This window comes from Bradyrhizobium sp. sBnM-33, from assembly GCF_032917945.1.
Lineage (GTDB): Bacteria > Pseudomonadota > Alphaproteobacteria > Rhizobiales > Xanthobacteraceae > Bradyrhizobium.
Window position 1 is genome coordinate 1,666,034 of sequence record NZ_CP136624.1, and the last position, 13,058, is coordinate 1,679,091.

A 13,058-nucleotide genomic window follows, 5' to 3' on the forward strand; every position below is an offset into this window, starting at 1 on the left:
CAGCTGAGCATCGGGCACTCCAATGTTCTTCCGGTGTCATCAGCCGTCTTTCGGGCGTCCGGAGACCACACTTTGCTATGTGGAGCTGTCGAGAACCTGACGACCCAGCGCTCTTCAGCCGTCCGGCGTCAGGGCAGCATCATGCGCGCGCCTACGATCAAGCGGAGACCTTAGCGTGCCGCATTGACTACAACCGAGCGCGCAGTTGTAAGTCCGCAAAACACCTTAAAGGATCATGGTGCAACTTTCTCGCGAGGAGCGTCACAAAACCGCTCGCCCGATCGATGGCCTTGCGGTCTCATTTGTTGATTCCGGGGGAGCGCACGGGATGATGCCTTTAGCTCGGCCGCTAACCGGACGCGGCGAGGGGCTCTCTAGGATTAGGTGCTGTGGACTTTTGGGGATTCCCTTGAGGCGGCAATCAGATTCAAGGCTGCTTTTTGGGGGACAGTCTTGGGTGTGATGGACGGCTTGGTCTTGAGCGACGCGGCGTGGGATCGGATAGGGCCACTGATCATCGGCCGGCCCGATCAAAGGGGATCGACGGGACGCGACCACCGGATGTCGTGGAGGGCGTCCTTTGGATTGTGCGCACGGGTGCTCCCTGGCGTGATCTTCCAGAGCTGTTTGGCGATTGGAACAGCGTTTTCCGGCCCTTCAGTCGCTGAACACCCAGGTTGTTTGGTGGCGAATCTTCGAGGCGATGTCCGCTAATCCGGACTTCGAATACCTGATCGTTGATTCCACCATCGTCCGAGCCCATCAGCACGCTGCCGGGGCTAAAAAAAGGGCCTGAAGATCGAGCCATCGGCCGTTCTCGCGATGGCCTGAGCACCAAGATCCACATGGTCGTCCGAGGCTTGGGATGCCCGTGCGGCTCATACTAACTGCGGGTCAGAACGGTGATACACCGCAAGCCGCAGCCTTGATAGAGGGATTATCCGCCGAAGTCGTCATGGCTGACACGGCCTATGACGCGGACCACTTACGCCTAGCCAACGCCCGCCAAGAGCGGACTGTCATTCCCAACAACCGGTCACGGGGGCTCAAATATCCGCTCGACAAGCATCTCTACGCCCAGAAACATCGTGTGGAATGCGGCTTCAGCAAGCTCAAGCAGTTCCGACGCGTAGCAACCCGCCTCGAAAAACCGCCCGAAGCGATTGCGCCGTCGTCACTCTCCAGCCATCATGCTCTGGATGTGAAATAAGTGTCCACACGACCCATCTGCTTAGTACCTATCAAACCCGCAGAAGCTGACGAATTCGCTTCCGTGCGTCCAGCTGGCAATTGTGCGACACGCTCTCCGATATCCTTACGATCTACGAGTCTCTGCGAGTCGCAAGAAGTTCATCAGTAGCAGCTGCCCTTGTTGAGTGAGTATCGATTCCGGGTGGAACTGCACGCCATAGGTCGGGTGAGAGCGATGTGCGAGGGCCATGATCTCGCCTTCGTCCGAACGCGCTGTCACTGCGAGTTGCGGTGCGCATGACCCGTCGAGCTCAACAACAAGCGAATGGTAGCGTCCAACGCAGAGTGGGGACGAAAGGTCCTTGAACAGTCCGCGGCCGTCATGGGCTACGTATGAGGACCGGCCGTGCATGGGACGACGTGCACGCGCCACGCGTCCGCCGAACGCGCTCCCAATGCACTGGTGTCCGAGGCAGATGCCCAGAATTGGGACGCGACCTGACAGTTCGCGGATGACGGCGGTCGAGATTCCGGCCTGAAGTGGTGTGCAGGGACCAGGGGAGAGGACCACGGCGCGCGGCTTGAGGCCGGTAAGGTCGCTGACGCTGACGGCGTCGTTCCGTATCACTGCCGTTGCTGCACCTAGCTTGCGGAAATAGCGGGCAATGTTGAAGACAAAGGAGTCGTAGTTGTCGATGATGACAATCAAAATGCACCACAGCTCCCAGCACGAAATGCGTCAAAGATTCGCTGCGCCTTGGCGAGCGTCTCCTCGTATTCGGCCTCTGGATCCGACATCGCCGTGATCCCGCTCCCTGCATAAAACACAGCCAAGTCATCGTCGAATGTGACCGTGCGGATCGCAATGTTCGTATCCATGTGCCCGTTGAAGCCGATAAAGCCGATCGCCCCGCAATAGACCTCTCGCGCCACCCGCTCGATCTCCGCAATAATTTCCATCGATCGCACCTTGGGCGCCCCGGTGATGGAGCCGCCGGGAAAGCACGCTCGCAGTAAGGTGACGGCGTCTTCATCTCCGGCAAGTTCACCCGTCACGGTCGACACGAGGTGGTGCACTGAGGCATAGGATTCCAGGGCACACAGCGCTGGAACCTCGACCGACTGCGGCGTGCAAACACGTGACAGATCGTTGCGCAGGAGGTCGACGATCATCGTGTTCTCGGCACGGTCCTTTTCGGACGCGAGGAGGAGTTCAGCGCGGCGCCGGTCGTCCTTGGAATCAGCGGAGCGCGCGATCGTGCCCTTGATCGGGCGCGTTTCGACCTGCCGTCCATTAAGTTTGAGGAATCGTTCTGGCGAGCTCGAGGCAATGGTCAGCCTGCCATAGCGCAGGAGGGCCGCAAAGGGGGCCGGGTTCAACGACCGCAGCCGACAATAGAAAGCCAGCGGATCAAATGAGCTCGACAGGCGGGCGCTGAAGCGCTGCGCAATGTTCGCTTGGAAGATGTCGCCAGCCAGAATCAAGTCGATGACGCGCTGCACCGCCGCAATGTAGCCCTCACGGCTGAAGTTCGAATGCCATGCGCCCGCTGTGGCGGGGAGGTCATTCCGCGGCGCCCTTGGGCCGGCGAGCCGCGCTGCAAACTCATCGGCCCGACGGCGCGCACGCTCGCGCCGTCGTGCGAGATCCTGCTCCGGCCATCCGGTCGAGACGAGCCAGCATTTTTCGTCACGGTGGTCGAAGCTGATGACCACATCATAGAAATGCAGGATGGATTGCGGCAACCTCTGACCGGAAATTGCCGGCGCGGGCAGTCGCTCCAGTGTCCTGTTCAGATCATAAGCAAAGAAGCCGGCCGCACCACCCTGGAACGGCGGCAGATCGGGACGATGCTCTTCGCGGTACCTGGCGAGCAGGGTGCGAAGAGCTCGCCACGGATTGCCCGCAAGAGTCTCTCCGTTGCAACTCGCCTGTCCGTCCGCGACCATATAGGTGCTGAAGGGGTCGCAGGCCATATAGGAGTAGCGCCCGAGCAGCTGCGGTGCAGCGCTATCGAGGAACGTCAGGTGCGGGCGATGCGCGAGACAGCGCATCGCGGTGACAGGCTCAATCCACTGCAGTTCGCGGACGTGCATCGCCTTGTCACTCACCGACGATTGGCGTGCTGGTGAGACGCGCTCCGATTACGAATCCCCACCCCGACGAGAGCGACGCTCGTCTGGCTCCGCAAGGTCTTGAGATCGATTGCCAGGTTAACCCCCGCCGGTGGACCCGAAGCGCCCACTACCTTGGCTTACCGCTGCCGTCGAGGCGAACCGCGCATCTGTGGCTACATTATAGTCGGCCGCGAACCGCAGCTCCCGGAGGGATCGTACCCGCCTGATCGATTCCTGGTAGAGATCGTGCGCTTTGTATGCTGCGAGCTCCGTCTCGTTGTCGAACTCACCATAAACCACCACGTCGATCTCGTTGCCAAGCTGGTCGGTCTTGCGGTTGCGCGCAACCTCGAGCCGGCGTGCATGCGGGATTGTGGTGAGAAGCGAAAGGCCTTCGATGATTTGGTCGATATGGGCCCGATCTTTGGCGCTGAACAAGACGATGTGACGAATCATGGATGGCCTTAAGGAGTGATGTCGCAAGGAGGTCGCATAACTAGCTTAGGAACGAGCCCGCTGCAACGGCGGGCGGCCGCAAGCCGCCTCGCGCGGCAAAACGGTCGAAGGTTTGACGCTCTTGCGCTTCGCCCGCGGTCGGCAACGCAACTCGCCAGATCTCATTCCTGGTCAGGACGCGGGAAGGGCGAGGCGCTCAATCGTTTGAATGTGGCGCGCGAGCAGACTACAGGCCTGGTCGGTGTTGCGCGCTCGCAGGGCTTGCAGAATCAGGCGGTGATCCTGATTGGACCGCGGTCGCCAGCCGCTACTGCGCGCCACCGCGAACACGACTCGTGAATTTGCAAGCTGTAGTCCGTCGAGGCTCGCGAGCAGGCGCGGCATCGCGCAGGGCGCCACCAGCGCGTGGTGAAAGGCGCGGTTGGCCATTTCAAAGTCCTGAATCGTTTGGGCATTGTCTCCTTCAATCAGGGCAAGCTCGATCCGTGCCAAATGTCTAGAGGTGAGCTTTGGCGCCGCATTGCGCAACGCGACCACTTCGAGCGCGGCACGCATCTCGGCGATCTCCTTCACCGAATTGGTATCGAGCGGAGCAACCCGCATACCGCGACGGGGCACGCCGACGACAAGCTGTTGGGCCTGAAGTTGCCGAAACGCCTCGCGCACCGGGACGTGGCTGGAGTTGAATTCTCGCGCGACATGATCCTGCCGGAGTGGGGCGTCTGGTTGCAGCGCGCCGCTGACAATGCGCGCAGCGATTGCCGCTGCAATGCGACCCGCCATCGTCGTGTTCTCGTCGTCCGTCATAGATTATCTATCAAATTATGCGCCGGCCGTGCGCGACGACTCGGCCGTAGCAATCGAGAATGGCCTCTTTTTGCAGATTTTCTGCAATCCGGGCAGATTTCCGGGGCCTTTGAGCGTTGACACATCTTTATGTTCGTCTTGGAGAACGCATAGAAGGGTCCAACGGACGGGCACACATAATAAATAATCGACGTCCTTATCTATTAAAAATTGGGAAGGCAAGTTGTATGGTTGCTGTCGTGGGAGTAGAAGGGAATGACAGGGGCAACGGCGTGCCGGTCCGAAGTGACTGGGGGCGAGCCGAGGCCGGCGCGCTTTATGGCCTGCCGTTTGCCGACCTGATGTTTCAGGCGCAGAGCATTCATCGCGATAACTTCGATCCAAACCGCGTCGAAACAGCAAGCCTGCTCAGCATCAAGACCGGCGGTTGTCCGGAAGACTGCGGCTACTGCGCGCAGAGCGCGCACTACGACACCAGCCTGAAAGCCACCCGCCTGATGGATCGCGCCGATGTGGTCGTCACTGCGCAGCGCGCCAAGGATGCCGGCGCGACTCGCTTCTGCATGGCCGCCGCCTGGCGCGGTCCAAAAGATCGCGATCTCGATCAGATCTGCGACATGGTCACCGCGGTTAAAGGGCTTGGCATGGAAACCTGCGTCACGCTCGGCATGCTGACGCCTAAGCAGGCCGCACGGCTCTCTGAGGCCGGTCTCGACTTCTACAATCACAACGTTGACACCTCGCCGGAGTTCTACGACAAAATCATCACCACCCGCACCCTGCAGGACCGCGTCGACACACTTGCGCACGTCCGCGATGCCGGCATCAAGGTGTGCAGTGGCGGCATTATCGGCATGGGCGAGCGCCTCGAGGACCGGCTCGGCATGCTCGTCCTGCTCGCCAATCTGCCGAGCCATCCGCAAAGCGTGCCAATCAATCTATGGAACGAGGTCACGGGCGTACCGGTCTATGACACCGCGGAGCGCCCCAATCCGATCGCGCTGGTGCGCCTGATAGCGACGGCCCGAATCATGATGCCGAAGAGCGTGGTGCGGTTATCCGCCGGACGGCAGTACATGACCGACGAATTGCAGGCGCTGTGCTTTTTGGCCGGCGCAAATTCGATCTTTATCGGCGATGTACTGTTGACCACCAAGAACCCGCAGCGCGACCGCGACGCGAGTTTGTTGCACCGGCTCGGCATCACGTCCGGGCTTGCCTGATTGAAAACAGCTAAACGGGCGCTATGCGCAAACTCCGGCTTAGGTGAGAAATGCAGATTACGTTGATGAAAGGCAAAATCCATCGCGCCTCGGTAACCGAAGCCGATCTGTACCTTGAAGGTTCGATTTCGATTGATCGGGCGCTGCTGGACGCGGCGGGATTCCTGATCAACGAGCGCGTCGAAATCTACAACATCGAAACCGGAGCGAGTTTCGCCACCGAGGTGATGGAAGCGCCCCGCGGGTCTGGCGCCATAGATTTGAACGGTGCGGCTGCGCGGCTCGCGATGCCCGGAGACAAAATTATTATCGTTGCATATGCCTCCTTTGATGAGGCGGAAGCAAAAATCTTCAGGCCGCGTGTTGTGCTGGTCGACGGAGAAAATCGCATCTTGTCACGTTGAAAGCTAAGGTCGCTGCTGAAGCAGTTGTTCTTAGCGGCCAATGGAATTCTTGCGCGATGGATCGTGATCCTGGAGTGAAGAATGAACGCAAACCACGCGGCCAAAGTTGCCGATTATGTCGCGGCCTTGCATGCCCTGAAACACGACAATCGCCTGCGGAGTCTCAGGCCGCGCGCGGGAATTGATTTCGCATCGAACGATTATCTGGCGCTCGCGAGCGCGCCGCGTATGAAAAAGAGCTCTCATGGCCGCTCTCCAGGCCGGCACACCAATCGGCGCTGGCGGGTCGCGGCTTCTCCGCGGCAATTGCGAGGAGCACGAAGTTCTCGAAGCAGCCGCTGCCAGGTTCTTTGGGGCAGAGACGGCGCTTTTCTTTAGCGGCGGTTATGTCGCAAACTTTGCTATCCTAACAACGCTGCCGCAGCGGGGCGATTTGCTTGTCCTCGATTCGCTCGTGCACGCGAGTATTCATGAAGGAGCGCGAGCTGGCCGGGCCGACTTTCGGATAAGCGCCCATAATGACCTCCAGTCGATCGAAAACACAATTCTTGACTGGCGGGCCAAAGGCGGAGTGGGCCGCGTCTGGATCGTGGTCGAAAGTCTCTACAGCATGGATGGCGATTTCGCGCCGCTCGAAGAGCTGGTCGCGATTGCGGACCGGCACGATGCATTCCTGATGGTGGATGAGGCTCATGCCACAGGCGTTTACGGCGAGCAGGGACGAGGACTCACCGCGCCCCATGAAAGGCGCGAAAATCTCTTGGTCGTTCATACCTGCGGCAAGGCGCTGGGTACGGCCGGCGCGCTTGTCACTGCCTCCGGCGTGCTGCGCGACTTTATGATCAATCGCTGCCGTCCGTTTATCTACGCCACGGCGCCATCACCCTTGACGGCTGTCGCCGTGCGCGAGGCAATCTTGATCCTGCAGCAGGAACCCGAGCGTCAGCAACGTTTGGCCAACCTGGTCGCATTCACGCATCGGGAGATCGGCGTGCGCGGTTTGCGAAATACTTCGGACTCGCAGATCGTGCCCTATATTGTTGGCGACAACTCGCGTGCGATGCGGCTTGCATCGAGGCTGCAGGCTCGCGGCTTCGATATCCGCGGAATCCGGCCGCCAACTGTGCCGGCGGGCACAGCCCGTTTGCGAATTTCACTGACACTCAACGTTGTGGAGGACGACGTGCGCGCGATGCTCGATGCTCTCATGGAGGAGACGAGAGGTGAATCTCGATGAGTCAGCGGATCGTGGTAACAGGCACAGATACCGGGATCGGAAAAACGGTTTTTTCTGCGGGACTCGCCGATCTCCTCGGCGCGAACTATTGGAAACCGATTCAGGCCGGCCTCGAAGGGGAGACCGATACGGAGCTCGTCGCACGGCTGGGCAGCCTTTCAGCCGATCGCATCGTGCCGGAGCTTTACCGCCTTCGAACGCCCGCTTCGCCCTATCATTCCGCCGAAATTGATGGAGTTCGCATTGACGCGGATTCGCTGGATGTGCCGGATACCGGGGAACGACCGCTAGTGATCGAGGGTGCCGGCGGGCTGATGGTGCCGCTGAGTCTCGGCGCAGTTTATGCTGACGTCTTTGAGCGATGGCGGCTTCCAGTCGTGCTTTGCGCAAGAACAGCGCTGGGCACCATTAATCACTCGCTGCTGTCGATAGAGGCTCTGCGAAAGCGCCAGATCGAGCTTCTTGGGATTGCGTTCATTGGCGAGAGAAATTCTGAGACTGAGAGCGCAATTTGCGAGATCGGGCGGGTGCGTTGGTTAGGGCGATTGCCCTGGCTTTCTCCTCTCACGGCAGACACGCTGCAGGCCGCGTTCAAAGCCTCATTCCGCGGTGATGATTTCAAGCCATGATGCCAAAGACGAAGTCGCCGATCTGGCATCCGTTCACGCAACACGCGCTTCAAAACGAGATGACAAAGGTTGTGCGTGGTGAAGGGGCCTATCTCCACACCGCCGATGGTCGCCGCATCATCGATGCAATCTCATCCTGGTGGGTCGTGACGCATGGTCATTGCCATCCACATATCGTGAGCGCCATCCGGGAACAGGCAGGCAAGCTCAACCAGATCATCTTCGCCGGCTATACCCACGATCCGGCCGAGGAGGTTGCGGCGCTACTCTTGAAACTGGCACCCCGCGGCCTCGACCATGTCTTCTTCTCCGACAGTGGCTCAGCCAGTGTGGAAGTGGCCTTAAAAATGGCACTCGGCTACTGGCATAATATCGGCAAACAGCGAATACGCATCATCGTGATGCAAGATTCCTACCACGGCGATACGGTTGGGGCGATGTCGGTCGGTGCCCGAGGCGTGTTCAACGCTGCGTATGGGCCGCTGCTGTTCGACGTCACCTCAATCCCATTCCCCGCGGGAGGTCGTGAGCAGGCGACGCTCGACGCGCTCGAGTCCGCATGTCGAAACGAAATGCCGGCCGCCTTTATTGTGGAGCCTCTGATATTGGGGGCAGGCGGGATGCTGATGTACCCAGCCTGGGTGCTAAGAGAGATGAAGCGGATCTGCGAGGCCTCGGATGTCCTGTTCATTGCCGACGAGGTCATGACGGGCTGGGGCCGCACCGGAACGTTATTTGCCTGTGAGCAGGCCAATGTCACGCCCGATATTGCCTGCTATTCGAAGGGACTTACGGGAGGGGCGCTTCCGCTCGCCGTGACACTCTGCCGCGCAGATATTTTCGACGCACACTATTCGAAAGATCGTACGCGTACGTTCTTTCATTCGAGTTCATATACCGCGAATCCTGTAGCCTGCGCCGCCGCAAAGGCCAACCTGGATCTCTGGCAAGATCAGGAAACTCGCCAACGTGTTGCATCGGTCGCCACGATGCAAGAGCAGGCAATTGAGCCATTCCGCGCCGACCCTCGCTTTGCAAACATCCGTCAAACTGGTACCATTACAGCACTCGATCTGAAAACGAATGATGCGGGCTATCTCGCGGGCATCGGTCCGAAGCTTCAGGCTTTCTTTAAAGCCCGCAATCTGCTGCTGCGGCCGCTCGGCAACACGATCTATGTGATGCCGCCTTATTGCGTCACGGCGATAGATCTTGACCAAATCTATGCCGCCATCAGGGATTCTGCCGATGCGCAGGCTTGAGGACGCGCTTGGTGCGTGTAGCCACCATTAAACGTCTCCGCACGTTCTCTAAGGAGCGCGAACACCTCGGATTCGCCTAGGCAGCGGCAAAATCGGCATCTCACCCAGCCCACAGTGACCATGCATTTCGAGCAGCTGGAGATAAAAATCGGATTGCCGCCTTTGACACCGCAAAGCACGAGGTGGCAGCGACGAGATCGGGGCGAGTGCTAGCACACGCACCCCATCAGCAAGGCCTGTTGAAATCGGTCGAAGAAACGCGTGCGAGCGCAGGATTTAACCGTCAACGCTCCGCTCATTGCATCAATCAAGACGAAAATATTCGTTACAGATTGGAAATCTCAGCGAAGGACGCCGATTGAGCCGTCGCTTCACCAGGGAGGCGCACATCAGGGTCAAACTCTTGCCCCCAGCGCCCGTACCTACCGCGAGACTTGGCATCGCCGACGCGGCATTTCACGTGCGGGCGTGGTGCTGAGGCGAAGAAAGTGCAGGGGCTATCCACCTAACGCCGATAGGAGGCGAAAATGCGCAACAGCTCCCATATTCCCTACTACGGTCCAGTGAGGTGCTGTGCGATATGCGGCGGAAAGTTCGGGCTGATCCGCTACTACTGCTGGCGAACGGCCCTTTGTTCGAACAAATGCGTCGACCACTTCAAGGCGCGGCGGGAGGCCGACCACAAATGGCTTCGCTGGTTGCGAGCGGCTTAAATGTGGCACCGAGTCGCGGGAGACAGGCGCGCGGCAGAAGCGCATTAGCGGAGTTGACAAACTTCTCATTAGAATTCGGTGTGACGCTAGAGTAGCATGGAAGCATCAAGTGACAGACACGTCGGCAACAATCATCGACTTCACTGCTTACAGGATGAACAAGCGTGCTGCGGCTGAGCTGTCGCGCGACGAAGTTTACTCGACCGCGCCCTATCGAGCGGTCGCATCCTTCTATTTCTTCTGGCCTTTTCTGGCCTGGATCCCGTTTGGTTTGCTGGATCTGCCAGCGTCGGACCAGGAGCCTTCGTGAGCAATGCCCGGACGCTGCGATGGGAATTAGCGACAGAGATGGTTGCGCGACGACTAACGTTTGTGCGTAGTTCTCCAATTTTGGAGAGGCAAGATCCTTCCTTCCCTCTACCATTGACGGTTTTCTCTCGAATTCCCTAGGAATCATTGGCTGCAGGGATACGGGGCGAGCGATCGACCGGGATCTAAAATGAGCCACAGTTCGGAGCAGCCTCTTGAACGTGTCGCCATCCAATGCTGCAGCGGTGGACAGTGGAGGGACGTCGTGTCGCCGGGGCACAGCGTACGAGGCTATTACGACACGCATCGTCGACGTCATCCTGGCCGGAGATAGCGTTGGCAACGTCTGCCTCGGATTCTGCAAACACAGTGCCGGTCAGTGGCCATGGGAATTATTACTTAGATGCGGTTGCGCGCACACAGGCCAGACCCATGCCTTGCTTCTGGCGGAACGCCGGAGGCTTCCTTCAGCGTGGCAGGGACGCCGTGAAGCCCAAGGGTGGTGCCAAGCGTGTCGAAATGGCGCGTGCCTTGGTCGATTCCGAAATTCCTATGACGAACCGTCTCGGCCTCACCCCTCAGAGCGTTAATGTCATGGGTGGATCCAAGGTGCAGGGAAGGAAAGCCGATGAGAACCAAACGACTGAGTGCTAAGAAAAAACGGAAACTTGCACTGGATAGGTGTTTTCGTGGATGAGCAGTTTTTAAAGGACCGGGCCCAGATCATTCGCGATCTAGCGGACAAGGCAGACCCTTTCACCAGAAAAAGGCTGCTGGACCTAGCGGAACGGTATGACAGACGGATGAGACCGACGGTCTCAGATGACAAAGCACGGCGCAACTAATTGGTCGTCTGGAAGTATTCCGACGGATCTGGCGGCTCACGGTTGATTCGATGTGGCCGATTTCGTGAACTCGATATACATGAGCGACGCTCTGGAGTCCGCTTGAAGATACCCGACCGCAACCTTTCTTGCAGAGCCGCTCGCCCGAAGACGCGAAGGCTGCTTATTACAATTACGAAGACGTCAATCGCCGGCCTTGCGGAGGCGTCCTATTCGCGAAATCAAATCGAAAATTTGGATGGGTGACCGTACGCCGGCATTTACGAACAACTCTTCGCCAAGGGGCTAATGACCCTGTATCTGCGCGAGAACCTACTCGCACCATGCGTTTTTGCGTTCAAAGCCCATTGAATCCTGCAAGTCAATCTCTTGCTGGAGGCAGAAAAAAGGCCGCGCGAATGTTACGCGCGGCCAAGTCAGGGAGGAAACGCCCCAAGGGGCCGCTGAAGGAGCATCGAGATGAGTAGATCGATCACTCACCGAGAACTCCAAGCTTGTGAGAACATCAGTGTTACGAGATGCCCTTTTAGTCGTCTCTAGTCGCGCGAACAAATGATCGAATACTCGAGTTCTTGCGCCGTTTGGCGGTGATTTTTGCGCATGTGTCGCATCTTTTGTGCAAAGATGATCAACTGGACGCAGCGTGCAGCTCAACGCATCGGTCGGTCTACCGCGATAAGCCCGGATGCCTAGGGAGGTCACCGTTTCCCTTCGTTGTTCAGGCGGGATGGTCATCTCGGCGACACTCGTCACGGGTTTCGGTGATCTATTATAGTCTGTATGTAACGTACACTGCGAATTCAGAATCTTGAGCAGCTACAGGCCGATAGGAATGTCAATGTAGCGCATCGATGGGTCGTCGGCGTCCACCGGACCGAGCTCGTCCCAGGCCGACAGCCAAGCCGCAAGCACTGCCGATGTCTGCTCCAAGGCCTGCACCTGGCGAAGCGTCACGCGGAATATGGCGCAGGCAAAATGGTCGTTTCGGAGTGCGACGGTGGATGGTTCAAGTCCGCAGACGACGGAATGGATGACATGCCGCTCGAAGGCCACGAGATCGGGGTTGCCCGTAACTTTCAAGCAAGGGCCAGAAAGGTGATGCGGCAGTCATGCCTGAACGGGCGTTTTTGGCCAAGGTGGTCGCGGAGCGGATGCAGGGGATAGAGATGCGCGCAGGTGGGCAACCCTCGGGCAATGGCTACGTCACTGCATGGGTACGGCGATGCGACAGTACTTTCGGCAAAGATATGGGTGTGCCTCGCGATACAGCACATAAGCGCGTGCAGAGTTGGAGGCGGGCGCCTACCGATTTTCCCGGCGCGCTCAACACCGCGGAAATGTTCCTGCCTTTGCCGAGCGGATGCCGGGCGTGCCGCTGCTCGCCAACATGACCGCCTTCGGCAAGACGCCGTTGCTTTGCGGTGGCAGAATTCGAGGTAACTATTCAATGGTGATCTGGCCGGTGTCTGCGCTGCGGGTGGCTAACAAGGCGCAGGAAGATCTGTAAGCTGCGATCGCGCGACCGCGGCACCCACAAGATTGTCGATCGAATCCAGACGCGCGCCGAACTCTATGCGACGATCGGGCCGCACGACGACGAGGCGCTAGATGCCTCCGTTGTCCAGACGATCGCTCCCGAGAACCGAACGGAACGGCCCTCTTGCAGGTAATCGGAGATGTCGAGGCTCTCCGGATTGATCCGGAGCTAAGAGGGAAGCCGGTGCGATGCCGGCGCTGCCCCCGCAACTGTAAGCGGCGAGCCGCTGTCCAATAGAAGTCACTGAAGCCACGCGGCTTCGGGAAGGCCGGATAGCAGCGACGACCCGCGAGCCGGGAGACCTGGCCCGACAACATATTCGTCCAC

Annotated in this window: 12 protein-coding genes, 3 pseudogenes and 1 riboswitch; of the genes and pseudogenes, 9 read left to right on the top strand and 6 right to left on the bottom strand. The window is 59.0% G+C overall.

Going from position 1 to position 13,058, the window contains the following annotated elements:
* The first annotated feature begins 453 nt into the window (after positions 1 to 453).
* Positions 454 to 1,210 (top strand): annotated as a pseudogene (locus RX328_RS07840) (IS5 family transposase).
* A 105-nt stretch (positions 1,211 to 1,315) separates the two neighbouring features.
* On the opposite strand, the gene RX328_RS07845 reads toward RX328_RS07840, so the two are convergent.
* The 4 genes from RX328_RS07845 to RX328_RS07860 all read right to left on the bottom strand — a co-directional run bounded on the left by RX328_RS07845 (position 1,316) and on the right by RX328_RS07860 (position 4,572).
* The gene (locus RX328_RS07845) at positions 1,316 to 1,900 is read right to left on the bottom strand and encodes an anthranilate synthase component II (protein ID WP_213251441.1); all 585 of its coding nucleotides are present in this window, start codon (positions 1,898 to 1,900) and stop codon (positions 1,316 to 1,318) included.
* Positions 1,897 to 3,288: an aminodeoxychorismate synthase component I gene (pabB, locus tag RX328_RS07850; RefSeq protein WP_057854455.1), complete on the bottom strand. Its 1,392-nt coding sequence runs from the start codon at positions 3,286 to 3,288 to the stop codon at positions 1,897 to 1,899. The genes RX328_RS07845 and pabB overlap by 4 nt, the downstream gene beginning before the upstream one ends.
* 117 nt (positions 3,289 to 3,405) lie before the next feature.
* The gene (locus tag RX328_RS07855) at positions 3,406 to 3,765 is read right to left on the bottom strand and encodes a Dabb family protein (RefSeq protein ID WP_213251442.1); all 360 of its coding nucleotides are present in this window, start codon (positions 3,763 to 3,765) and stop codon (positions 3,406 to 3,408) included.
* Positions 3,766 to 3,936: 171 nt separating this feature from the next.
* Positions 3,937 to 4,572, bottom strand: coding sequence for a GntR family transcriptional regulator (locus tag RX328_RS07860; RefSeq protein ID WP_057854457.1), 636 nt, complete (start codon positions 4,570 to 4,572; stop codon positions 3,937 to 3,939).
* Between the two features lie 227 nt (positions 4,573 to 4,799).
* Here RX328_RS07860 and bioB point away from each other — a divergent pair, with 227 nt between their 5' ends.
* The 7 genes and pseudogenes from bioB to RX328_RS07895 all read left to right on the top strand — a co-directional run.
* Complete coding sequence (bioB, locus tag RX328_RS07865; protein WP_213251443.1) at positions 4,800 to 5,795, top strand: biotin synthase BioB; 996 nt, start codon at positions 4,800 to 4,802, stop codon at positions 5,793 to 5,795.
* Positions 5,796 to 5,845: 50 nt separating this feature from the next.
* A complete protein-coding gene (panD, locus tag RX328_RS07870) occupies positions 5,846 to 6,199 on the top strand; it encodes an aspartate 1-decarboxylase (RefSeq protein ID WP_057846713.1) in 354 nt (117 codons plus the stop codon).
* An 81-nt stretch (positions 6,200 to 6,280) separates the two neighbouring features.
* Positions 6,281 to 7,436: pseudogene (locus tag RX328_RS07875) on the top strand (8-amino-7-oxononanoate synthase).
* Positions 7,433 to 8,065 (top strand): dethiobiotin synthase, encoded by a 633-nt coding sequence (gene bioD / locus RX328_RS07880; RefSeq protein ID WP_057854461.1) that lies wholly within the window; start codon positions 7,433 to 7,435, stop codon positions 8,063 to 8,065. The pseudogene RX328_RS07875 and the gene bioD overlap by 4 nt, the downstream one beginning before the upstream one ends.
* A complete protein-coding gene (locus tag RX328_RS07885; RefSeq protein ID WP_057846716.1) occupies positions 8,062 to 9,327 on the top strand; it encodes an adenosylmethionine--8-amino-7-oxononanoate transaminase in 1,266 nt (421 codons plus the stop codon). The genes bioD and RX328_RS07885 overlap by 4 nt, the downstream gene beginning before the upstream one ends.
* An 822-nt stretch (positions 9,328 to 10,149) precedes the next feature.
* Entirely contained in the window at positions 10,150 to 10,350 is a 201-nt protein-coding gene (locus RX328_RS07890) for a hypothetical protein (RefSeq protein WP_145963732.1), read from the top strand.
* A 189-nt stretch (positions 10,351 to 10,539) separates the two neighbouring features.
* A pseudogene (locus tag RX328_RS07895) lies at positions 10,540 to 10,970 on the top strand (3-methyl-2-oxobutanoate hydroxymethyltransferase); the annotation flags it as partial.
* 1,040 nt (positions 10,971 to 12,010) lie between these two features.
* On the opposite strand, the gene RX328_RS07900 reads toward RX328_RS07895, so the two are convergent.
* Both RX328_RS07900 and RX328_RS43290 read right to left on the bottom strand, forming a co-directional pair.
* Positions 12,011 to 12,274: a hypothetical protein gene (locus RX328_RS07900; RefSeq protein ID WP_145963731.1), complete on the bottom strand. Its 264-nt coding sequence runs from the start codon at positions 12,272 to 12,274 to the stop codon at positions 12,011 to 12,013.
* The gene (locus RX328_RS43290) at positions 12,271 to 12,468 is read right to left on the bottom strand and encodes a DUF6925 family protein (RefSeq protein WP_409410781.1); all 198 of its coding nucleotides are present in this window, start codon (positions 12,466 to 12,468) and stop codon (positions 12,271 to 12,273) included. Before RX328_RS43290 ends, RX328_RS07900 begins: the two co-directional genes overlap by 4 nt.
* 14 nt (positions 12,469 to 12,482) lie before the next feature.
* Here RX328_RS43290 and RX328_RS07905 point away from each other — a divergent pair, with 14 nt between their 5' ends.
* Positions 12,483 to 12,701 carry a hypothetical protein gene (locus RX328_RS07905; protein ID WP_197427507.1) on the top strand — a complete coding sequence of 73 codons (219 nt, stop codon included), beginning with the start codon at positions 12,483 to 12,485 and terminating at the stop codon, positions 12,699 to 12,701.
* A 159-nt stretch (positions 12,702 to 12,860) separates the two neighbouring features.
* A riboswitch (cobalamin riboswitch) is annotated at positions 12,861 to 13,056 on the top strand.
* Positions 13,057 to 13,058 lie beyond the last annotated feature (2 nt).